Below are 20,974 nucleotides of genomic sequence, written 5' to 3'. Positions count from 1 at the left end.
TGGTCGGGTCAGACGTCGGTGAGGCCGAGCAGCATGCGGACCTCGCCCGCGGTGATGACCGAGCCGGTGGCCACGACCCCGCCGCCCATCCCCTCGGACTCGGCCAGGGTCACGGCCTGCTCGAGCGCGTCCGGCAGGTCCCGGACGACGGTCACGCGCGACTCGCCGAAGAGCTCGACCGCGAGCTTGCCGAGGTCGTCCGGACGCATCGCGCGCGGGGACGAGCTGCGCGTGACGACGATGTGGTCGAGCGCGGGCTCGAGCACCTCCAGCATCCCGGTGGCGTCCTTGTCGGCGACGATGCCGACGAGCCCGACGAGCCGCGTGAAGGAGAAGGCCTCGTCGAGGGCGGCCACGAGGGACCGGGCACCGTGCGGGTTGTGGGCCGCGTCGACGAGGACGGTCGGTGACCGCCGGACGACCTCGAGCCGCCCGGGCGACGTCATCGAGGCGACGGCCGCCGTGAGCACCTCGGGCTCGATGCGCTGCTCGCCACCGCCGACGAAGGACTCGACGGCTGCGATGGCGGTTGCGAGGTTGCTCGCCTGGTGGGCGCCGTGGAGCGGCAGGAAGAGGTCGGCGTACTCCCCGGCGAGGCCGCGGATCGAGACCTGCTGGCCGCCGATGGCGACCTCACGGGCAAGGACTCCGAAGTCGTTGCCCTCGAAGACGATCCGCGCGCCGCCGACCTCCTCCACCCGGTCGAGCAGCACGCGTGCGACGTCCTCGTCCTGGACGCCGGAGACGGTGACCGAGTCGGCCTTGATGATGCCGCTCTTCTCCTCGGCGATCGACACGACGTCGTCACCGAGGATCTGGGTGTGGTCGAGGTCGACGGGTGTCACGACGGCCACCTGGGCGTCGACGACGTTCGTCGCGTCCCACGAGCCGCCGAGCCCGACCTCGATGACGGCGACGTCGACGGGTGCGTCGGCGAAGGCGGCGTAGGCGAGCGCGACGAGCACCTCGAAGAAGTTCATCCGCCGACCGCCGGACTCGAGCGACCGGGCGTCGACGAGCTCGATGAGCGGGGCCACCTCGTCGTAGGCGGCGATGAACTTCTCGCGCGGGATCGGCTTGCCCGACAGCGTGATCCGCTCACGGATGTCGTGCAGGTGTGGAGAGGTGAAGCGTCCGGTCGACAGACCGCTCTCGCGGAGGATCGAGTCGATCATCCGGCTCGTCGAGGTCTTGCCGTTGGTGCCGGTCAGATGGATCGAGGGGTAGTTGCGCTGGGGGTCGCCGGCAAGCTCCATGACCGCACGGATGCGCTCGAGCGACGGGCCGATGTCGTTCTCCGGGGCGCGGCCGAGGATCTCCTCCTCGATCTCGCGCATCCGCTTCATCTCCTCGAGGTTGCGCGCTGCCTCCACCGCGGCGGCGTCGGGACGTCCGTTCATGCCCGGTCACCCCCGTCGAGCTCGCGCACCATCCACACGCTCTCCGGGAGCCCGGAGCCGGGCGTCTCACGGTGCGTCTCGACGAAGCCGCGCCTGGCGTAGAAGCGCGCCGCCTGCTGGTTGCCCTCGAGGTAGGACAGCGTGATGCGCGACTGCTCGCTCTCGAGCGCCCGGTCGACGACGGCATCCATGAGGCGCGAGCCGATCCCGTGGCCGTGGTGCCCGGGCAGGACGTAGAGCTTCCACAGGACGAAGGCGTCGTCCTGCGGACCGAAGGTCGCGACCCCGACCACGTCGTCGCCCTCGACGGCCACGAGGGTGCGCCCCTTGCGGATCGAGTCGGTGACGACGTCGCTGGTCCACCACTTGGCCAGGCCCATGGCGACGTACTCCGGGCCGGCGATGGGCTCGTACGTCGCGAGCCACGTGCGGTGACCGACCGACAGGACACCCGAGAGGTCGTCGCCGACGGCCCCCCGGATGACGATCCCGTCGCCGGCCACGGTGGTGGCGTGTGCCTCGTCAGCGTGTGGTCGGGGGGTGGTGCTCACGTCAGCGGCCTCCAGCTCGTGCTCTCGGTTCCCGGCGATCATCGCTTCACCACCAGGATCGTCGCCTCGTGGTTGTCACCGACGACGACGTCGGTCGTGCTGCCCGGCAGTCCGGCCGGCAGGGCGTGGTCAGGACCGGCCGCGGCGAACTGCGTGGCCAGCGTCTCGCCGACGATGAGGTCGCGGTGGGTCACCGTGGCCTCGAAGACCTCGTCACCGCCGAGGACCGTGAGGCTGATGCGGTCGCTGACGTGCAGACCGGAGTCCCGCCGCGCCTGCTGAACGGCACGGACGAGGTCGCGGGCCAGCCCCTCGGAGGCCAGCGCCGGGGTCACCGTCGTGTCGAGCACGACGAAGCCGCCCGAGGGCAGCATGGCCGTGGCCCCGGAGCCACCGTCGCCAGCGACGACGGTCTCGAGGGTGTACTCGCCCTTTACGAGGGCGAGGCCTCCCGCGGTGACCGTGCCGTCGGTGTCGACGGTCCAGTCACCGGACTTGCTGCCCTTGATGGCGCGCTGGACGTCCTTGCCCAGGCGCGGACCGGCCGCGCGGGCGTTGACGGTCAGGCGCTGGCTGACCCCGAAGTCGGACTCGCTCGCCGAGGCGAGCTCGACGAGGGTCAGAGCCTTGACGTTGAGCTCGTCCTGGATGATCGCGCGGAACGGCTCGAGGCTCGCCGGGTCGGGGGTCACGACCGTGAGCTCCGCGAGGGGCAGTCGCGCGCGCAGGCCGCGCGCCTTGCGCAGGCTCGATCCCGTCGAGCAGATCTCACGGGCCCGGTCCATGGCCACGACGAGCTCGTGGTCCGCCGGCAGGTCGTCGGTCGTCGGGTAGTCGGTCAGGTGGACCGAGCGCTCCCCCGTCAGACCGCGCCAGATCTCCTCGTTGACGAGCGGCAGCAGCGGGGCGGTCGCCCGCGTGACGGTCTCGAGCGCGGTCCACAGGGTGTCGAAGGCGGCGAGGGACTCGTCGGTCTCACCACCCCAGAACCGGTCGCGGGAGCGCCGGATGTACCAGTTGGTGAGCACGTCGAGGAAGCCCCGCATCGTGTCGCACGCGGCGGCGATCTCGTAGGTGTCGAGCTGCTCGGTCATGTCGCCGACGAACTCGCGCAGCTTGGCGAGCAGGTAGCGGTCGAGCACGTCGGCGGAGCTCGTCGAGCGCTTGGCCTCGTAGCCCTCGCCGCCGCGGGCGGTGTTGGCGTAGAGCGAGAAGAACGACCACGCGTTCCACAGCGGGATCATCACCTGGCGCACGCCGTCGCGGATGCCCTGCTCGGTGACGATGAGGTTGCCACCGCGCAGGATGGGGCTGCTCATGAGGAACCAGCGCATCGCGTCGGCGCCGTCGCGGTCGAAGACCTCGGAGACGTCGGGGTAGTTGCGCAGCGACTTGCTCATCTTCTGGCCGTCGGAGCCGAGCACGATGCCGTGGCTGACGCACGTCTTGAACGCGGGCCGGTCGAAGAGCGCCGTCGCGAGGATGTGCATCGTGTAGAACCAGCCGCGGGTCTGCCCGATGTACTCGACGATGAAGTCGCCCGGGAAGTGGTGCTCGAACCAGTCGGCGTTCTCGAACGGGTAGTGCACCTGGGCGAAGCTCATCGACCCGGAGTCGAACCACACGTCGAGCACGTCCTCGACACGGCGCATGGTGGAGCGCCCGGACGGGTCGTCCGGGTTGGGCCGGGTGAGGCTGTCGATGAACGGTCGGTGCAGGTCCTTCACCTCGACGCCGAAGTCGCGCTCGAGCTCCTCGAACGAGCCGTAGACGTCGATGCGCGGGAACTCGGGGTTGTCGGACTTCCACACCGGGATCGGGCTGCCCCAGAAGCGGTTCCGCGAGATGGACCAGTCGCGGGCGTTGGCCAGCCACTTGCCGAACTGGCCGTCCTTGATGTGCGAGGGCGTCCACTCGATCTGCTGGTTGAGCTCGAGCATCCGCTCCTTGATCTTCGTGACCTCGACGAACCACGACGAGACGGCCATGTAGATGAGGGGCTCGCGGCAGCGCCAGCAGTGGGGGTAGCTGTGGTCGTAGGTCTCGCGGCGCAGCAGCACCGTGCCGGGCGTGACGGAGCCGGTCTCGCCCTCGCCACGGGTGGCGGCCTTGAGGTGGTCGATGATGTGGGCGTTCGCGTCGAAGACGTGCATGCCCTCGTAGTCGGTGACGGGCCAGAGGAACCGGCCGTCGGCCCCGACCGGGATGACGGGCTCGATGCCCGCCGCGTCGGTGACGATCTTGTCCTCCTCACCGAAGGCACCGGCCGTGTGGACGAGACCCGTGCCGTCCTCGGTGGTGACGAAGTCGGCCGGGAACACGCGGTGGGCGCGCTCGTGGCCGCGGTAGTAGGAGAACGGCGGGGTGAACGCGCGACCCAGCAGGTCGGAGCCCTTGAGGCGCTCGACGACCCGCTCGTCGAGCGTGTCGCGGTCGACGTCCGGGCCGAAGAGGTCCTTGGCGTATGCCGCGAGGCGGGCCTCGCCGATGACGTAGCGTTCCGTCGTGCCCGTGACGTCGGACTCGACGACGACGTAGTCGATGTCGGGGCCGACCATGATGCCGAGGTTGGCCGGGAGGGTCCACGGCGTCGTCGTCCACACGAGGGCGAGCTCGCCGGTCTCGAGGCGCAGGCCGATGGTGACGGCCGGGTCCTGGCGCATCTTGTAGACGTCGTCGTCCATGCGCAGCTCGTGGTTGGACAGCGGCGTCTGGTCGTTCCAGCAGTACGGCAGCACGCGGAAGCCCTCGTAGACGAGGCCCTTGTCGTGGAGCTGCTTGAACGCCCAGATGACCGACTCCATGTAGTCGGGCTCGAGCGTCTTGTAGTCGTGGTCGAAGTCGACCCAGCGGGCCTGGCGCGTCACGTAGTCGCGCCACTCGCCGGTGTACTTCAGCACGGAGCTCCGGCACGCGTCGTTGAAGCGGTCGATCCCGAGCTCGACGATGTCCTGCTTCGTCTTGAGGCCGAGCTGGCGCTGGGCCTCGAGCTCGGCCGGCAGTCCGTGGGTGTCCCAGCCGAACCGGCGCTCGACCCGCTTGCCGCGCATCGTCTGGTAGCGCGGCACGATGTCCTTGACGTAGCCGGTGAGCAGGTGGCCGTAGTGCGGCAGTCCGTTGGCGAACGGCGGACCGTCGTAGAAGACGAACTCGTTGTCGCCGTCGGTGCCCGCGTCACGGCCCTCGACGGACGCGAGGAACGTGCCGTCCTCGGCCCAGTACGCGAGGACCCGCTGCTCGATCTCGGGGAAGCGCGGGTTGGACGGGACCCCGCCGGTGGCGGGCCGGTCGGCGTCGTCGTTCGTGGTGACCCTGGGGTAGGTCATGCTCGTGGTCTCCTGCGTTCGCGTCTGTTGGTCACTCGTGCTGGTCACTCATCCGTGCCACGAGGACGACGTCTCCTGCCGGAGGCTGCCGCGGTACCACCCCGCTTGCCGCACGCTCCCACCCGCTCGGGCAGACGGCATACGGCCGCTCTTGTCGAAGGCTGTGACGGGCCCACCCGTCCGGGTCTAGTGGGAGCTTGCGCCCTGTTCTTCCGGAGGCTCACCGCTGATGACGGCTCGAACGCCTGTGGGCGTCAGTCTAGCCTCTCGGCGCGCCGGGCCGGCCCGAGCGGACCTGCGCGACGCGCCGCGGACGGACCCCGCCCGAGGTCCCCGCCCACGTTTGGCAGGATGACGTCATGACCGAAGTGGACACGACGGGTGCGTGGCTGAGCCGCGAAGACCTCGACAACGCCCGTGACCGACTCCCGATCCTCTACGTCCACGCGATCCCGGTCCGCGTCGACGACCGCGGCGTCGTGACCCACGTCGGGCTGCTGCTGCGCGCCGACAGCGACGGTGGCATCGGCCAGGAGGTCGTCGGGGGTCGGGTGCTCTACCACGAGCGGATCCGCGACGCGCTCGTGCGTCACGTCGAGTCCGACCTCGGCCCGATGGCCCTCCCCCGCATCCCGCTCTCGCCGCAGCCGTTCACGGTCGCCGAGTTCTTCCCCACCCCCGGCGTGACGCCCTTCCACGACCCGCGCCAGCACGCCGTGTCGCTGGCCTTCGTCATCGCGGTCAGCGGCGACTGCCGTCCGCAGCAGGACGCCCTCGACCTCTCCTGGGTCACCCCGGAGGAGGCCGCGTCGCTCGCGGCTCGGGGTGAGATGCCGGGCTCCCACGGCGTCCTCGTCCGCCAGGCCCTGGCGCACGTGGGTTTCCCCGTCTAAAGGCGCCTACCGGTTGGAATAGCCTGAAAGACAGGACAGTTCGTGACTTGGTCATGGACTTGCCTCCCATAAGGGACGGCTTCTGAGGATCGCCCGTGTGACCCGGAGCACGGGCCTAACGTCGACAACTGAGCGTTGGCCGACCCTGTGTGGGCGACTTCGTGACACCGGCATCTCTCGTGGTCGACCCCTTGTCCCGCGAGCCGCGGTCACATCGCCGGACAGCGCTCTCCATCCCGGCGCGGGGGGACGGGTTCACACCTGCACACATGGAGACACACATGCACCTTTCATGGAACGTGTCTCGGGGGAAGGCCTCGTCGAGGCCACGCAACACCACGCCGCACCGCAAAGCCACCGTCATGGTCGCCTCGGCCGCACTGGCCCTCTCAGGAGCTCTCTTCCTCGCGCCCTCCGCCTTGGCCGTGCACGAGCTGAACCTCCTCGAGCTGGACGGCAACGCCGTGACCAACGGGGCACAGAACGCCACGACTCACGCACCGGACGACTGGGACGAGGTCTGCAGGGCCGTCACCGCCACGGCGGCGACCCCGCTCTGTACCGCCGCCGGCGCGCTCGCGACCAGCAACACGGCGGCTGCCTGGGCGGACGACGGCGCACAGAACGCCACGATCTTCACCGGTGGAGGGTCCAAGGACCCCCTGCCGCTGTCGGGGTGGGCCTCGAAGGACCAGCTCGGTGGTCTTCCGGACAAGGACAACCTGCAGCACGCCTTCGCTGCGCGCTACTCCGTCCCGAAGAACACCACGTCCTGCAAGGCCCCGGCAACGGCTGCGAACTGCGAGGTGCTCTACTTCGGCTCCGACCGCTTCGACAACAGCGGAGACGCCCAGCAGGGCTTCTGGTTCTTCCAGAACACCGTGAAGGTCGACCCCACGACCGGGGCCTTCGTCGACAGCAAGGGCAACCCGGCGCAGCACAAGGACGGGGACCTGCTGATCCTCAGCGACTTCAGCAACGGCGGCACGACGTCGACCATCAACATCTACCGGTGGACCGGATCCGCCTCCAGCGGGACGCTCACGCTGCTCAACGGCAGCGCCAGCGCAGAGTGCGGCACGTCGACCAACGACGTGTTCTGCGGACTGGTCAACCCGAACAACGCGACCGCTGCACCCTGGCCCTTCAAGGACAAGAGCGGCAACAGCAGCTACCTCAACGGCGAGTTCTACGAGGGCGGCGTCAACCTGAGCGATCCTGCGATCAACCTCGGCGGCGAGTGCTTCTCGAGCTTCGCGGCCGAGACCCGATCCTCGACCTCGACCACCGCGACCCTCAAGGACTTCGTCCTGGGGCAGTTCGCCCTCTGCAGCGCGTCCATGACGACGACGCCGAGCGCCGATGAGACCCCGAGCGGAGCGGTGTCTCCCGGGACACCGGTGACCGACACGGCCGTCGTGGCCTTCAAGGGATCCACCGTGCTCCCCACCGGCAACGTGACGTTCTTCCTCTGCGGGCCGATCGCCACCGGGAACTGCGTCGCGCCAGCAGGCACTCAGGTCGGAAGCCCTGTCGCGCTCGCTGCGGCCAGTCCGCCGGTCGCGGGCCAGGTCCAGGCGACGTCCTCTGCGGTGAACACCTCGACCAAGGCCCTCGTGCCCGGCCGGTACTGCTTCAGGGCGAGCTATGCGGGCGACAGCAACTACCCTGACGCCCTGACCGAGACCAACTCGGCTGCCGAGTGCTTCGTCGTGCGGACCATCCCGACGACGACCGTCACGACGCCGAGCGACAGCTCCGGGGTCGCCATCCCCAACCCCACCACGACCGGTGTCCCCCTGGGGACGTCCCTCTTCGACCGTGCGGTCGTGACGGGGACCGCCGTGGGCGGGACTCCGACAGGCGCAGTCAACTTCTTCGTCTGCAACCCGAACCAGCTGACCAGCGGAGCCTGCGCCGCAGGGACCGGCACCGCAGTGACCGGCAACCCGAAGACCCTGTCGGCTGTCGCGAGCAGCAGCCCGCCCGCCGCAGCAGCGGTGTCGGGTGCCGTCACAGGCAGCATCGCCGGGGTGTGGTGCTTCCGCGCCACGTACGTCCCCTCGGGTTCCACCTACGATCCGTCCGACGACACCGGCAGCACCACAGAGTGCGTGAAGGTCAACCCTGACTCCACGACCACCGTCACCACACCTCAGGTGTCCGGCTCACCCATCTCCGGCAACGTCGCAGTCAACACGTCCGTCACCGACCACGCCGTGGTCACGGGCACCGCTGCCGGCGGCGCACCCGCTGGATCGGTGGACTTCTACATCTGCAACCCGAGCCAGGTCACGGCCAACGGCGGCACCTGCAACACCGGTGGCACCGCGACGCCGGCGCAGCCCGGCAAGCCTCTGTCAGCCGTCACGGGCACCAACACGGCAACGGCGGACTCGAACGCCGTCGTCGCCGACGTGGTGGGAACCTGGTGCTTCCGTGCCGAGTACAAGTCGAGCACCGACAACTACACCAACTCGAGCGACTCCAGGGTCAGCGAGTGCTTCACGGTGAGTGACACCACGGGAGCCACCTCCGCGCAGACGTGGCTGCCGAACGACTCGGCCACGATCACCTCGGTCGGCGGGACCGCCCTCAAGGGCTCGATCGCCTTCACGTTGTACGACAGCCCCGACTGCACGGGCACCGTCCTTCGTGCCACCGAGACGGTGCCGGTCGACCAGGCCTCGCCCGCGACGAAGTCGACGAGCAACACCACGGTCTCGGTCGGCACGTCCAAGACCGTGTCCTGGAAGGTGGTCTTCACGAGCACCAACGACCTCGTGTCCGGCAGCAACCACTGCGAGTCGACTCAGCTCACCATCACCAACTGAGAGCCCGTGGACCGGCCGACGGGGCGGCCGGACCACCACAGCAGGCAGCACCACCTGGAACAGGACGGCCCGACCGGTTCACCGGTCGGGCCGTCCTGAGCGAGCGGCGGACGCGTCAGTGCTGGTGCTCGAGCAGGTCCTGGCGGCCGGAGCCGAGGACCGTCAGCGGCAGCAGGGTCTTGCCGGTGGGGCCGATCTCGATCTCGGTGCCCATCTGGGGACACACGCCACAGTCGAAGCACGGGGTCCAGCGGCAGTCGTCGACCTCGGTCTCGTCGAGCGCGTCCTGCCAGTCCTCCCACAGCCAGTCCTTGTCGAGGCCCGAGTCCAGGTGGTCCCAGGGCAGCACCTCGGACTCGCCACGCTCACGGGTGGTGTACCAGGCGAGGTCGACGGGCACGTCGGCGAAGGCCTCGTCGGCGCAGCGCATCCAGCGCTCGTAGGAGAAGTGCTCGCTCCACCCGTCGAACCGACCTCCGTCACGCCACACGGCCTCGATGACCTTGCCGACCCGGCGGTCACCGCGCGAGAGCAGTCCCTCGACGATGCCCGGCTGGCCGTCGTGGTAACGGAAGCCGATGGACGAGCCGTAGCGCTTGTCGGCGCGGATCGCCTCGCGCAGCTTGAGCAGCCGGGCATCGGTCTCCTCGACGCCGAGCTGGGAGGCCCACTGGAACGGCGTGTGCGGCTTGGGCACGAAGCCACCGATCGACACGGTGCACCGGATGTCACGGCGACCCGAGACCTGACGGCCCGTCTCGATGACCTTCTTGGCGAGCTCGGCGATCTGGAGCACGTCCTCGTCGGTCTCGGTGGGCAGGCCGCACATGAAGTAGAGCTTGACCTGGCGCCAGCCCGCGCCGTAGGCGGCGGCGACGGTCTTGATGAGGTCCTCCTCGGACACCATCTTGTTGATCACCTTGCGGATGCGCTCGGAGCCGCCCTCGGGGGCGAAGGTGAGGCCCGAGCGGCGACCGTTGCGGGTCAGCTCGTTGGCGAGGTCGATGTTGAACGCGTCGACACGCGTCGACGGCAGCGACAGGCCCGTCTGGGTGCCCTCGTAGCGGTCGGCGAGGCCCTTGGCCAGGTCGGCGATCTCGGAGTGGTCGGCCGAGCTCAGCGAGAGCAGACCCACCTCCTCGAACCCCGTTGCGGCGAGACCGCGCTCGACCATCTCGCCGATGCCGGTGATCGACCGCTCGCGCACGGGACGGGTGATCATGCCCGCCTGGCAGAAACGGCAGCCGCGCGTGCAGCCGCGGAAGATCTCGACCGACATGCGCTCGTGCACGGACTCGGCGAGCGGCACGAGCGGCTGCTTCGGGTAGGGCCACGCGTCGAGGTCCATGACGGTGTGCTTGGACACGCGCCACGGCACGCCGGGAGCATCGGCTGCGGGGGCGACACGCTGGATGCGGCCGTCGGCCAGGTAGGACACGTCGTAGAAGGCGGGCACGTAGACACCGCCGGTCCGCGCGAGGCGCAGCAGCACCTCGCGGCGACCACCGGGCCGGCGCTGGGCCTTCCACTCCCCCACGATGTCGGTGACGGTGAGCACCGCCTGCTCGCCGTCGCCGACGATGGCGGCGTCGATGAACGAGGCGATCGGCTCGGGGTTGAACGCCGCGTGGCCACCCGCGATGACGATCGGGTCGTCGACGTCGCGATCGCCCGAGTGCAACGGGATGCCCGCGAGGTCGAGCGCCGTGAGCATGTTCGTGTAGCCGAGCTCGGTCGAGAAGCTCAGCCCGAAGAGGTCGAAGTCCCGCACGGAGCGGTGCCCGTCGACGGTGAACTGCGGCAGGCCCGCCTCGCGCAGCTGTGCCTCCATGTCGGGCCACACGGCATACGTCCGCTCGGCGAGCGCGTCGGCACGCTCGTTGAGGACCTCGTAGAGGATCATGACGCCCTGGTTGGGGACACCGACCTCATAGGCGTCGGGGTACATGAGCGCCCACCGCGTGGTCAGCTCCTCGCCGCCGGGGCCGTGGCCACCGACGTGCCAGTCCTTGACCGTCGAGTTGAGCTCGCCACCGACGTACTGGATGGGCTTGTTGACCCGCTCCAGCAGGGGCTCGAGGGCGTTGAACAGTGACTCACCGGGCATTGGACCATCGTACGTGGGGGCGCCGGGCGTGCGAAAACACCAGAGAGCGCACCGGCTGCACGAACCCCCGGACACGCACCGCGGGCCGTCCTAGTCTGGGCCCGAGGAGGCAAGGGTGGCGACGGTGCCGACGGCGATCCACGTGGAGGTGCTGCCCGCGCGCCTGGGCGACTGCCTCCTCGTCGAGTGCCCACGCCCCGGAGGCCCGACCTGGCGGATGGTCGTCGACGGCGGCCCCCCCGACACGTGGCCCCTCCTCGAGGCGCGACTGCGCCGCCTCGACCCCGCCGACCGCCACATCGACGTCGTGGTCGTCACCCACGTCGACAACGACCACATCGGGGGCATGATCCCCTTCCTCTCGAGCGACCTCGCGGCGGACGTCGGGGACTTCTGGTTCAACGGCCGCACGCACCTGTCCCCCAGCGCCCCCGGCGCGACCCGCAGCATCGAGCAGGGCGAGAGCCTCGTCACCGCCCTGCTCGGACCGCTCGGCACCGCGAAGTCCGGCAGGCCCGGCGCGCAGACCCCCAATCACCCCCTGCCGTGGAACACCGCCTTCGGGGGCGGGCCCGTCGAGGCCGCACCGGCCGGTGCACCGAGCGGCGGACCCACCACGGTCACGGTTCCCGACGGCCCCACGCTCACGGTGCTCTCGCCCACCCCAGCAGGTCTCGCCAAGCTCGCCGCCACCTGGACCTCGACCCTGCACGCCGCGCTGCAACCCCGCGACCGGGGCCTCACGCCGCCCGTCGACGTGCTCGGACCGCTCGACGACCTGCCCCACCTCGCCGGCGAGCGAACACCCACGGACTCGTCGGTGCCCAACGGCAGCAGCATCGCGCTGCTCCTCGAGCACCGCGGCGCGAGCATCGTGCTCGGGGCCGACGCCTACGGCGACGTGCTCGCGGCGGGACTGCACGGTGTGGCCCGGGCCCGGGGTCAGCAGAGCCTCCCCGTCGACGCGATCAAGCTCCCGCACCACGGCAGCCAGGCCAACGTCGTGGCGGCGCTCCTCGCCGCGGCGCCGGCCGGTCACTACCTCGTCTCGACCAACGGCGACGTCTTCCACCACCCGGACGACCCTGCCATCGCCCGGGTCGTGCTCGACGCGCCGGCCGGGCCGACGCTGTGCTTCAACTACCGCACCGCCCGCACGGCGCGCTGGGCCGACCCGGGGCTCGTCCGGGCCCACGGCCACCGGGTCGTCTTCCCCCAGCCCGACCGGGCCGACTCCGGCGTCGTGGTCGACCTGCCGGCGCGGGCCTGAGGCCGGAGGTCAGGCGCCGTCGTACATCGCGTCGAGCTCGGCGCGGTGCTTCTCGGTCACGGCCTTGCGGCGCAGCTTCATGCTCGGGGTGAGGTCGCCACCCTCCACGGTCAGGTCCGCGTCGAGGATCGTGAACTTCTTGATCGTCTCCCACCGGTTCAGGCCGTCGTTGAGCTGGTCGACGTAGCGCTGGACGAGCGCGCGGGCCTGCGACGAGGCCACGACCTCGGCATACGGCTTGCCCGCCAGCCCGACGGTCGGCGCCCAGCCGGTCACCGCGTCCGGGTCGAGGGTCACGAGCGCCGTGGCGTAGTTGTGCCCGGCGCCGTGCACGAGGAACTGGCTGACGAACGGGCAGAGGCCCTTGAAGCGCGCCTCGATCTCGGCCGGCGCGATGTACTTGCCGCCCGAGGTCTTGAAGACGTCCTTCTTGCGGTCGGTGACGTAGAGGAACCCGCGCTCGTCGATGCGGCCGATGTCGCCGGTGTGGAACCACCCGTCCTCGGTCAGCACCTCGGCCGTCGCCTCGGGGTTGTTGTGGTAGCCACGCATGACGCCCGGGCCCCTGACGAGGATCTCGCCATCCTCCTCGGCGATGCGCACCTCGGTGCCTGGCAGCGGCCAGCCCACCGAGCCGTACTGGTAGGCGCCGTGGTCGGGGGCGTTGACGGTCGTGCCGGACGAGGTCTCGGTGAGGCCGTAGCCCTCCTGGACGAGCAGGCCGACCGAGCCGAACCAGCGGGCGACGTCGGCGTTGAGCGGGGCCGAGCCGCTGATCATGAAACGGACCCGGCCACCGAAACGCTCCTGGACCTTGTGCAGCACGAGACGCGTCGCGAGGGCGTGCCGACGCTGCAGCCCCGACGAGGGCTGCTCGCCCCGGGCCTGGACATCGCGCATCTCGCCACCGACCTTGAGGGCCCAGTCGATGAGCCGCTTCTTGACGCCCGTCTCCCCCGCGAACATCAACGCGATCCGGCCGTACGCCTTCTCGAAGATGCGCGGCGGACCGGCCATGAAGGTCGGCTTGACGATCGCCATGTTCTCGACGATCTTGTCGACCCGGCCGTCGACGGCCGTCGGGAAGCCGATCTGCAGCCCCGTGGCGAGGAGCATCTTGCCGAAGACGTGCGACAGGGGAAGCCACAGGTACTGCAGGTCGTCCCTGGTGAACGTGCCGATGGCGTCGATGACGGCACCCTCGTAGACGACGCTGTCCTGGACGAGCCGCACGCCCTTGGGTCGGCCGGTCGTGCCGGAGGTGTAGATGACGACGGCGAGGGACTCGGGCGTCAGCTGGTCGATGCGCGAGTCGACGAGGTCGGGGGTCGCGGCGAGCCACTCACGCCCGCGCTCGGCGAGCTCGTCGGTCGTGATGACCCAGCCGTCGTCGCTGCCGGGGCCGGTCAGGGCGATGACCTGGCGCACGCCGGGCACCTCGGAGCGCACGCGCTGGAGCTTGGCGACCTGCTCCTCGTTCTCGGCGAACACGATGCCGCTGCCCGAGTCGGCCAGGATGTAGGCGACGTCCTCGGCGATCGTCGTCGGGTAGACGGTCGTGGTCGCGCCACCGGCGCAGATGACGGCGAGGTCCGCGAGGATCCACTCGACGCGCGTCGTCGACGCGATGGCGACGCGGTCCTCCAGCTGCATCCCGAGGCTGATGAGTCCGGCTGCCCACTGCTCGACGACCTCGTGGGTCTGCGCCCAGGTCAGGGTCGTCAGCTCGCTCGATCCCTCGGCGAAGTAGAGGTAGGCGGGCGCCTCGGGCGTGGCCCGGACCCGGCTGCGGAAGAGCGCGCCCACACTCGGGGCGCGGCCGTCGAGGACGTTCTGGTCGACGGTCCGGTCGGCAAGGGCCTGGAGAGGCATGGTGGACTCCTTCGTCACTGCGGGCCTGCCCGTCATCGGCGTCAGCGGGCGCCCGCCATGCCGGGATGATGTCAACAATCGCCTCCTCAGTCACGCACTGTCGACGTTCCTCATCGAAACGTGACCGCCGGGTAACCCACGAGGTCGGGCCACGGCGCCCCGGTTGAGGTCCCTGCCGAGGTCCCTGCCGAGGTCAGCCGGTCGCCTGCCGCGGCACGGTGCGACGCACCCGACCGGACGCCCTCGCGACGTTGCCGACGAGACCCACCGCGACCCACGAGGCGATGAGCGAGGAGCCCCCGCTCGACACGAACGGCAGGGGAAGGCCCGTCACCGGCATGAGCCCGAGGTTCATGCCGACGTTCTCGAAGGCCTGCACCCCCAGCCACACGGCCACGCCGATCGCGACGAGGCGCCCGAAGGCATCGGCCCGCCGGGCCACGACGAGGCAGCGCACGACGATGAACCCGATGAGCAGCACCACGCCCGCGGCCCCGAGGAAGCCGAGCTCCTCCCCGGCGACGGAGAAGACGAAGTCGCTCTCCTGGAAGGGGATGAACCCGCCCTGGGTCTGTCGTCCCGCGAACAGGCCCTGGCCGCCCAGGCCGCCCGAGCCGATCGCGATGCGCACCTGCCGGGTCTGGTAGCCGATGCCCTGCGGGTCGAGGGTCGGGTCGAGGAAGGCCCGGAGCCGGTTGCGCTGGTAGCCCGAGAGCACCGGGGTGAGGAAGGCCGCCGCCACGGCCCCCGCCCCCGCGACGAGCACCGCCGCCGTCCAGAGCCACGGCGCGCCCGCCGCGGCGATGATGACGACGGACATCGCCACGAGCACGAGCGCCGAGCCGAGGTCGGGCTGGGCGAGGACGAGCAGGACGGGTATGCCGGCCACGACCCACGCGAGCACGACGTCACGGTGGCGCTGGCGCAGCCCGCGTTCGGCGCGCTCCGCCAGGAGCATGGCGAGCCCGACCGCGAGGGCCACCTTCATGAACTCCGACGGCTGCAGGCTCATGCCGCCCGGCAGCCGGATCCAGGAGCGCGAGCCGTTGACCGTCGAGCCGAGCGGTGTGACGACGGCTGCCAGGCCGAGGACGGCGAGCACGTAGACGACGGGGGCGAGGGCGCGCACGGTACGCACGTCGAGGCGCGTCACGGCGGCCGCGCAGCCCATCCCCACGGCGAGCGCGACGAGCTGCTTGAGCGCCGCGGAGCCTCCTGAGGAGGCCCGCGTCGCGGACCACACGAGCACGACCCCCACGAGGGAGAGCCCGAGGGCTCCGATGAGCAGCCCGACGTCGTTGCGCAGCCACGTCGAGGCCCTGCCCCTGACGCCCCTGATGCCCTCACCGGAGTTCACCGGCGAGACGTTCCGTGCGGGTCGGACCGCCGTCCGCGCTAGGACGGGACGATCGCCGAGAGGATCTCGCGACACCGGGCCACGTCCTGGGCCATCTGCTCGACGAGCGAGTCGATCGTGTCGAACCTCAGCGTGGGCCGCAGGTGCGAGACGAACTCGACCGCGACCCGCTCCCCGTAGAGGTCGAGGTCGGTGCGGTCGAGGACGTAGGCCTCGACCCGGCGCTGGTGCCCGTCGAACGTCGGGTTGGTGCCGACCGACACCGCCGCCGGCAGCGTGCGGTCGGGGGCACTCCCGTCGAGGTCCAAGCGGACGAGCCACCCGGCATACACCCCGTCGGCGGGCACGAGGCCCTCATGGTCCTGGGAGAGGTTCGCCGTGGGGTAGCCGAGCTCGCGGCCGCGGTGGTCGCCGTGCACGACGGCACCGGTGACGCGGTGGGGGCGCCCGAGGATCTGGGTGGCGTGGTCGACGTTGCCGCCGAGCAGCTCGGCCCGCAGCTGCGTGGAGCTCCAGCGAGCCCCCTCCGCGGCGCCCTCGCCGATGTCGTCGAGCGCGACGACGTCGAAGCCGTGCGCCTCCCCCAGCTCACGGAGCGTGGCGACGTCGCCCGAGTTGCGCACCCCGAACCGGGTGTCCTTGCCGACGACCACGGCGCACGCTCCGAGCGCGTCGACGAAGGTGCTGCGGACGAACTGCTCCGGCGTCTGCTGGGCGAACTCGTGCGTGAACTCGATGACGAACACCGCCGAGAGGCCGACGGCCTCGAGCGCGTCGAGACGCTGCGCCAACGACATGACGGCGGCCGGCGCCCGCTCGGGGTAGAGCACCGCGATGGGGTGCGGCTCGAAGGTCACCGCGACCGGGAGGGCGTCGCGGGCAGCGGCCTCGCGCACGACGCGCGTCAGGACCTCGCGGTGCCCGCGGTGCACCCCGTCGAAGTTGCCGAGGGTGACGACGGTGGGCCCGAGGTCGGCAGGGATGTCGTCGAGTCCGTACCAGCGCTGCACGGCGCCCACTGTAGTGGCCGCGTCCGAGCGGGCGCCCGAGGGTCCGCCCGTGTGCCCGCCCGAGGACATCAGGCGCCGGTCCCGGAGGCGGCGAAGACCACCTTGGCCCGTGCCGTGTCGCGGGTCTCGTCGAGCACGGCGACCAGACGCCCGTCCGGGTCGATCGCCGCGACGGCGTCGGCGCCCCGCACCGCGCTCGGGATGCGCTGGCCGTAGCCGAGCGCGGTGGCCTCCTGGGCCGACACCTCGTGCACGGGCAGCTGGGCGCGGGCCGCGGCGGCGATGGGGAGCAGGGATATGCCGTCCGGCCCGTCGGTCTCGGACGTGGCCGTCAGGTCGTCGAGCGACACCGCGTCACCGATCTCGAAGCGTCCCACGCGCGTGCGCCGCAGCGCCGTCAGGTGCCCGCCGACACCGAGGGCCTCGCCGAGGTCGCGGGCGAGCGCGCGGACGTAGGTGCCCGAGGACACGTCGACCTCGACGTCCACGTCGACGACGTCGATCGGCGGACCGACCTCGGGCGTCTCGGACGCCGGACGCACCGACAGGACCTCGAAGCGGCTCACCGTCACCGGACGGGCCGGCAGGTCGACCGTGTCGCCCTGGCGCACCCGCGTGTAGCTGCGCACGCCCTTGACCTTGATGGCGCTGACGGAGCTCGGGACCTGCTCGATGTCACCGGTCAGCGCGGCCACGGCGGCCGGGAGTGCCGCCTCGAGGGCAGGGACGTCGTCGACACCGAGCGCCTGCGTCGTCTCCCCCTCGGCGTCGTCGGTCAGGGTGGCCATCCCGAGACGGATCGTGGCGGCATACGACTTGTCGCAGCCGACGAGGAAGGTCAGCAGCTTCGTGCCCCGTTCGACACCGAGCACGAGCACGCCCGTCGCCATGGGGTCGAGGGTGCCGGCGTGACCGACGCGGCGGGTGCCGCAGAGCCGGCGTGCCCGCGCCACGACGTCATGGCTCGTCCAGCCGGCCGGCTTGTCGACGACGAGCAGGCCTCCCGAACGGTCGGTCATCGTGCGTCGACGTCGGCGTCCACCCCGGCACCGGTCAGGTCGCTGCCGTCACCCTCGTCCTCGGAGCGGTCGACCGGCTTGCGGTAGGGGTCGGCGTCGCCCGCGGGCTTGGCGTTGGCGGCGGCACGGGCGAGCTCCTCGTCGCGGGCACGCGTCTGCGCCACGAGGTCCTCGAGGTGCGCGGCGCCCTCGGGCAGCGCGTCGGCGATGAACTCGATCGACGGCGTCAGGCGGATGCCGATGCCCTTGCCCACGGCCGAGCGGATGCGCCCCTTGTTGGCCTCGAGGACCTCGGCCGTGGCCGCACGGTCCTCGTTGCTGCCGAAGACGGTGTAGAAGACGGACGCCTGCTGCAGGTCACCCGTGACGCGGGCGTCGGTGATGGTGACGAACCCGAGGCGTTCGTCCTTGAGCCGGAACTCGAGGTACTCGGCGACGATGACCTTGATCCGGTCGGCGATCTTGCGGGCGCGGGCGGGGTCAGCCATGGCTACCTCTGCTTTCGTGTGTCGTGCGGCCGGACCGGGTCGAGCCGGGTCGGCGTGGTGTTCACCCTAGTAGCGGGCCGGGGACGTGCTGCATTCCCCGGCCCGGTGCGTCGCAGGTCGGGTGGTCCCTGCGGACGGCGACGGCGCCGACCCCCGTGGGGGCCGGCGCCGTCGCGTACGTGCAGCCGTGCTCAGGCGCGCGGCTTCTCGCGCATCTCGTAGGTGGCGATGAGGTCACCGAGCTGCAGGTCGTTGTACGACCCGAGGTTGATACCGCACTCGAAGCCCTCACGGACCTCGGTGACGTCGTCCTTGAAGCGGCGCAGACCGGCCACCTCGACGTTCTCGGACACGACGACACCGTTGCGGGTGATGCGCGCCTTGGTGCCGCGCTTGATCTCGCCGCTGCGCACGATCGAGCCGGCGATGTTGCCGAACTTGCTCGAACGGAAGATCTCGCGGATCTCCGCCGTGCCGAGCTCGACCTCCTCGAACTCCGGCTTGAGCATGCCCTTGAGCGCCGCCTCGACCTCGTCGATGGCCTGGTAGATCACCGAGTAGTAGCGGATCTCGACGCCCTCGCGCTCGGCGTAGTCGGCGTTCTGGCCCTCGGCCCGGACGTTGTAGCCGATGATGACGGCGTTCGAGGCCATCGCGAGGTTGATGTTGTTCATCGTGATGGCGCCGACACCGCGGTCGATGATGCGCAGGTCCACGTCGTCGCCGACGTCGATCTTGAGCAGCGCGTCCTCGAGCGCCTCGACCGAGCCCGACACGTCACCCTTGAGGATGAGGTTGAGGGTCTCGACCTTGCCCGCCGCGAGGGCCTCGTTGAGGTCCTCGAGCGAGATGCGCTTGCGGGCCTTGGCGAGCACGGCCTGACGGTCGGCAGCCTCACGCCGCTCGGCGATCTGACGGGCCGTGCGGTCGTCCGGCGCCACGACGAACGTGTCACCGGCGCGCGGCACCGAGCTGAGACCGAGCACCTGGACCGGGCGGGACGGACCGGCCTCGTCGACGTTCTGGCCGTGCTCGTCGAGCATGGCGCGGACGCGACCGTGGGCCGAGCCGGCGACGATGGAGTCACCGACGTGCAGCGTTCCGGTCTGGACGAGCACCGTGGCCGTGGCGCCTCGACCGCGGTCGAGGTTGGCCTCGATCGCGACACCGCGGGCCTCCTTCTCCGGGTTGGCCCGGAGGTCGAGGGCTGCGTCCGCCGTGAGGAGGACCGCCTCGAGGAGCCCGTCGATGTTCTGACCCTGGCGGGCCGACACGTCGACGAACATCGTCTCGCCGCCGTACTCCTCGGCGACGAGGTTGTACTCGGTCAGCTGCTGGCGCACCTTGGCCGGGTTGGCACCCTCGACGTCGATCTTGTTGACGGCCACGACGATGGGCACGTCGGCGGCCTGCATGTGGTTGAGCGCCTCGATGGTCTGCGGCATGACGCCGTCGTCGGCGGCGACGACGAGGATCGCGATGTCGGTCACCTTGGCACCACGGGCACGCATGGCGGTGAACGCCTCGTGACCCGGGGTGTCGATGAAGGTGATCGCGCGCTCCACGCCCTCGTGCTCGCGGTGGACCTGGTAGGCACCGATGTGCTGGGTGATGCCACCGGCCTCGCCGGCGACGACGTCCTCGTTGCGGATCGCGTCGAGCAGGCGCGTCTTTCCGTGGTCGACGTGACCCACGACCGTGACGACCGGCGGGCGCGCCTCGAGGTCCTCGTCGTCCTCGCCCTCGATACCCGTCTCCAGGTCGATGTTGAAGGCGTCGAAGAGCTCCTTCTCCTCCTCCTCCGGGGAGACGACCTGGATGTCGTAGCCGAGCTCGGCGCCGAGCACCTTGAAGGTGTCCTCGTCGAGGGACTGCGTGGCCGTGGCCATCTCACCGAGGTGGAAGAGCACGGTGACGAGCGATGCCGGGTTGGCGTTGATCTTGTCGGCGAAGTCGGTCAGCGAGGAGCCACGACGGACGCGGATGGTCGTCTTGCCGTCGCCACGGGGGACGGTGACGCCACCCAGGCTCGGGGCCTGCATCTGCTCGAACTCCTGGCGCTTGGCGCGCTTGGACTTGCGGCCTCGCACCGGACGACCGCCACCGCGGCCGAAGGCACCAGCCGTCGACCCGCGACCGCCGCCACCGCCACGGGGGCCACCGAAGCCACCGCGGTTGGGGCCGCCGGGGGCGCCACCGGGGCCACCACCGAAACCACCGCGGCCACCGCCACCGGGGCCACCACGGCCCGGGCCGCCGGCCGGGCGCTGGCCCGGACGACCGACGGTGCTGCGCTCGGGCATCATGCCCGGGCTGGGACGCGGACCACCGGGACGCGGTGCGCCACCGGGAGCAGGACGACCGCCGGGAGCGGCACCGGGACGCGGTGCGCCGCCGGGAGCGCCGGGACGCTGGCCGCCGGGACCACCCTGGCCGCCGGGACGCTGCTGCGGACGCGGCATGCCCTGGCTCGTGCTGAACGGGTTGTTGCCCGGGCGCGGCCCGGCGTCGCCACCGGGACGGGGAGCACGGGTCTGGCCCATGCCCTGGCTCGGGGCGAACGGGTTGTTGCCCGGACGCGGCTGCCCCGGACGGGGAGCCGGACGCGGGGAGGCCGGGACGCCGGAGGTCTGCTGACCACCGTCACGGCTGGACTGCACCCGGCTCGGAGCCGAGGCGGCCGGCGCGGCGGGAGCCGCCGGTGCCGGGGCGGCCGGCGCCGGAGCAGCCGGTGCCGGAGCCTTGGGGGCCGGAGCCGAGGGTGCGGGAGTCGCCCGGGCGGGCGACGGAGCTGCCGCGCGGGCGGCGGGGGCCGCAGGTGCGGCGGGCGTCGACGACGCCGGAGCC

The 20,974-nt window shown here is 71.0% G+C and carries 13 protein-coding genes; 3 read left to right on the top strand and 10 right to left on the bottom strand.

Annotated elements, in window-relative coordinates; genetic code table 11:
* Window positions 1-8 precede the first annotated feature (8 nt).
* Genes TAE01_RS12660 through ileS form a run of 3 tightly spaced genes read right to left on the bottom strand, consistent with a single transcriptional unit; the run spans window position 9 to window position 5,277 of the window.
* Complete coding sequence (locus TAE01_RS12660) at window positions 9-1,400, bottom strand: bifunctional folylpolyglutamate synthase/dihydrofolate synthase (RefSeq protein WP_147066978.1); 1,392 nt, start codon at window positions 1,398-1,400, stop codon at window positions 9-11.
* Complete coding sequence (locus tag TAE01_RS12655) at window positions 1,397-1,951, bottom strand: GNAT family N-acetyltransferase (protein WP_246111320.1); 555 nt, start codon at window positions 1,949-1,951, stop codon at window positions 1,397-1,399. Before TAE01_RS12655 ends, TAE01_RS12660 begins: the two co-directional genes overlap by 4 nt.
* A gap of 38 nt (window positions 1,952-1,989) precedes the next feature.
* Window positions 1,990-5,277: an isoleucine--tRNA ligase gene (ileS, locus tag TAE01_RS12650; RefSeq protein ID WP_147066974.1), complete on the bottom strand. Its 3,288-nt coding sequence runs from the start codon at window positions 5,275-5,277 to the stop codon at window positions 1,990-1,992.
* A gap of 359 nt (window positions 5,278-5,636) precedes the next feature.
* Between ileS and TAE01_RS12645 the strand changes: the two genes are divergently transcribed.
* Together TAE01_RS12645 and TAE01_RS12640 are read left to right on the top strand one after the other, a co-directional pair.
* Window positions 5,637-6,170, top strand: a complete 534-nt coding sequence (locus TAE01_RS12645; RefSeq protein ID WP_147066972.1) for an NUDIX hydrolase family protein — start codon at window positions 5,637-5,639, stop codon at window positions 6,168-6,170.
* Window positions 6,171-6,532: 362 nt separating this feature from the next.
* The gene (locus tag TAE01_RS12640; RefSeq protein WP_147066970.1) at window positions 6,533-9,004 is read left to right on the top strand and encodes a hypothetical protein; all 2,472 of its coding nucleotides are present in this window, start codon (window positions 6,533-6,535) and stop codon (window positions 9,002-9,004) included.
* A 115-nt stretch (window positions 9,005-9,119) separates the two neighbouring features.
* On the opposite strand, the gene TAE01_RS12635 is transcribed toward TAE01_RS12640, so the two are convergent.
* Window positions 9,120-11,111, bottom strand: coding sequence for a TIGR03960 family B12-binding radical SAM protein (locus TAE01_RS12635; protein ID WP_147066968.1), 1,992 nt, complete (start codon window positions 11,109-11,111; stop codon window positions 9,120-9,122).
* A gap of 115 nt (window positions 11,112-11,226) precedes the next feature.
* Between TAE01_RS12635 and TAE01_RS12630 the strand changes: the two genes are divergently transcribed.
* Window positions 11,227-12,381 (top strand): MBL fold metallo-hydrolase, encoded by a 1,155-nt coding sequence (locus TAE01_RS12630; protein WP_147066966.1) that lies wholly within the window; start codon window positions 11,227-11,229, stop codon window positions 12,379-12,381.
* 9 nt (window positions 12,382-12,390) lie between these two features.
* Here the strand turns inward: TAE01_RS12630 and TAE01_RS12625 are convergent, their stop codons facing one another.
* The 6 genes from TAE01_RS12625 to infB form a co-directional block, all read right to left on the bottom strand.
* The gene (locus TAE01_RS12625; RefSeq protein WP_147066964.1) at window positions 12,391-14,253 is read right to left on the bottom strand and encodes an AMP-dependent synthetase/ligase; all 1,863 of its coding nucleotides are present in this window, start codon (window positions 14,251-14,253) and stop codon (window positions 12,391-12,393) included.
* 193 nt (window positions 14,254-14,446) lie between these two features.
* Complete coding sequence (gene rodA, locus TAE01_RS12620; RefSeq protein WP_246111319.1) at window positions 14,447-15,610, bottom strand: rod shape-determining protein RodA; 1,164 nt, start codon at window positions 15,608-15,610, stop codon at window positions 14,447-14,449.
* Between the two features lie 38 nt (window positions 15,611-15,648).
* The gene (locus tag TAE01_RS12615; RefSeq protein ID WP_246111318.1) at window positions 15,649-16,620 is read right to left on the bottom strand and encodes a bifunctional riboflavin kinase/FAD synthetase; all 972 of its coding nucleotides are present in this window, start codon (window positions 16,618-16,620) and stop codon (window positions 15,649-15,651) included.
* 68 nt (window positions 16,621-16,688) lie between these two features.
* A complete protein-coding gene (gene truB, locus TAE01_RS12610) occupies window positions 16,689-17,639 on the bottom strand; it encodes a tRNA pseudouridine(55) synthase TruB (protein ID WP_147066963.1) in 951 nt (316 codons plus the stop codon).
* Window positions 17,636-18,127, bottom strand: a complete 492-nt coding sequence (rbfA, locus tag TAE01_RS12605) for a 30S ribosome-binding factor RbfA (protein ID WP_147066960.1) — start codon at window positions 18,125-18,127, stop codon at window positions 17,636-17,638. Before rbfA ends, truB begins: the two co-directional genes overlap by 4 nt.
* Window positions 18,128-18,318: 191 nt before the next feature.
* Window positions 18,319-20,974: translation initiation factor IF-2 (gene infB, locus TAE01_RS12600; protein WP_147066958.1), on the bottom strand; the 2,656-nt coding region annotated here is incomplete at its 5' end.

Source organism: Terrabacter aerolatus, from assembly GCF_007991735.1.
GTDB lineage: Bacteria > Actinomycetota > Actinomycetes > Actinomycetales > Dermatophilaceae > Terrabacter > Terrabacter aerolatus.
This window is presented reverse-complemented; position numbering and strand designations above follow the sequence as displayed.

Coding starts and splice junctions, on each gene's coding strand:
- truB (WP_147066963.1), bottom strand. CDS start 17,639: ATGACCGACCGTTCGGGAGGCCTGCTCGTCGTCGACAAGCCGGCCGGC.
- TAE01_RS12635 (WP_147066968.1), bottom strand. CDS start 11,111: ATGCCCGGTGAGTCACTGTTCAACGCCCTCGAGCCCCTGCTGGAGCGG.
- TAE01_RS12625 (WP_147066964.1), bottom strand. CDS start 14,253: ATGCCTCTCCAGGCCCTTGCCGACCGGACCGTCGACCAGAACGTCCTC.
- rbfA (WP_147066960.1), bottom strand. CDS start 18,127: ATGGCTGACCCCGCCCGCGCCCGCAAGATCGCCGACCGGATCAAGGTC.
- TAE01_RS12640 (WP_147066970.1), top strand. CDS start 6,533: ATGGTCGCCTCGGCCGCACTGGCCCTCTCAGGAGCTCTCTTCCTCGCG.
- TAE01_RS12645 (WP_147066972.1), top strand. CDS start 5,637: ATGACCGAAGTGGACACGACGGGTGCGTGGCTGAGCCGCGAAGACCTC.
- TAE01_RS12660 (WP_147066978.1), bottom strand. CDS start 1,400: ATGAACGGACGTCCCGACGCCGCCGCGGTGGAGGCAGCGCGCAACCTC.
- ileS (WP_147066974.1), bottom strand. CDS start 5,277: ATGACCTACCCCAGGGTCACCACGAACGACGACGCCGACCGGCCCGCC.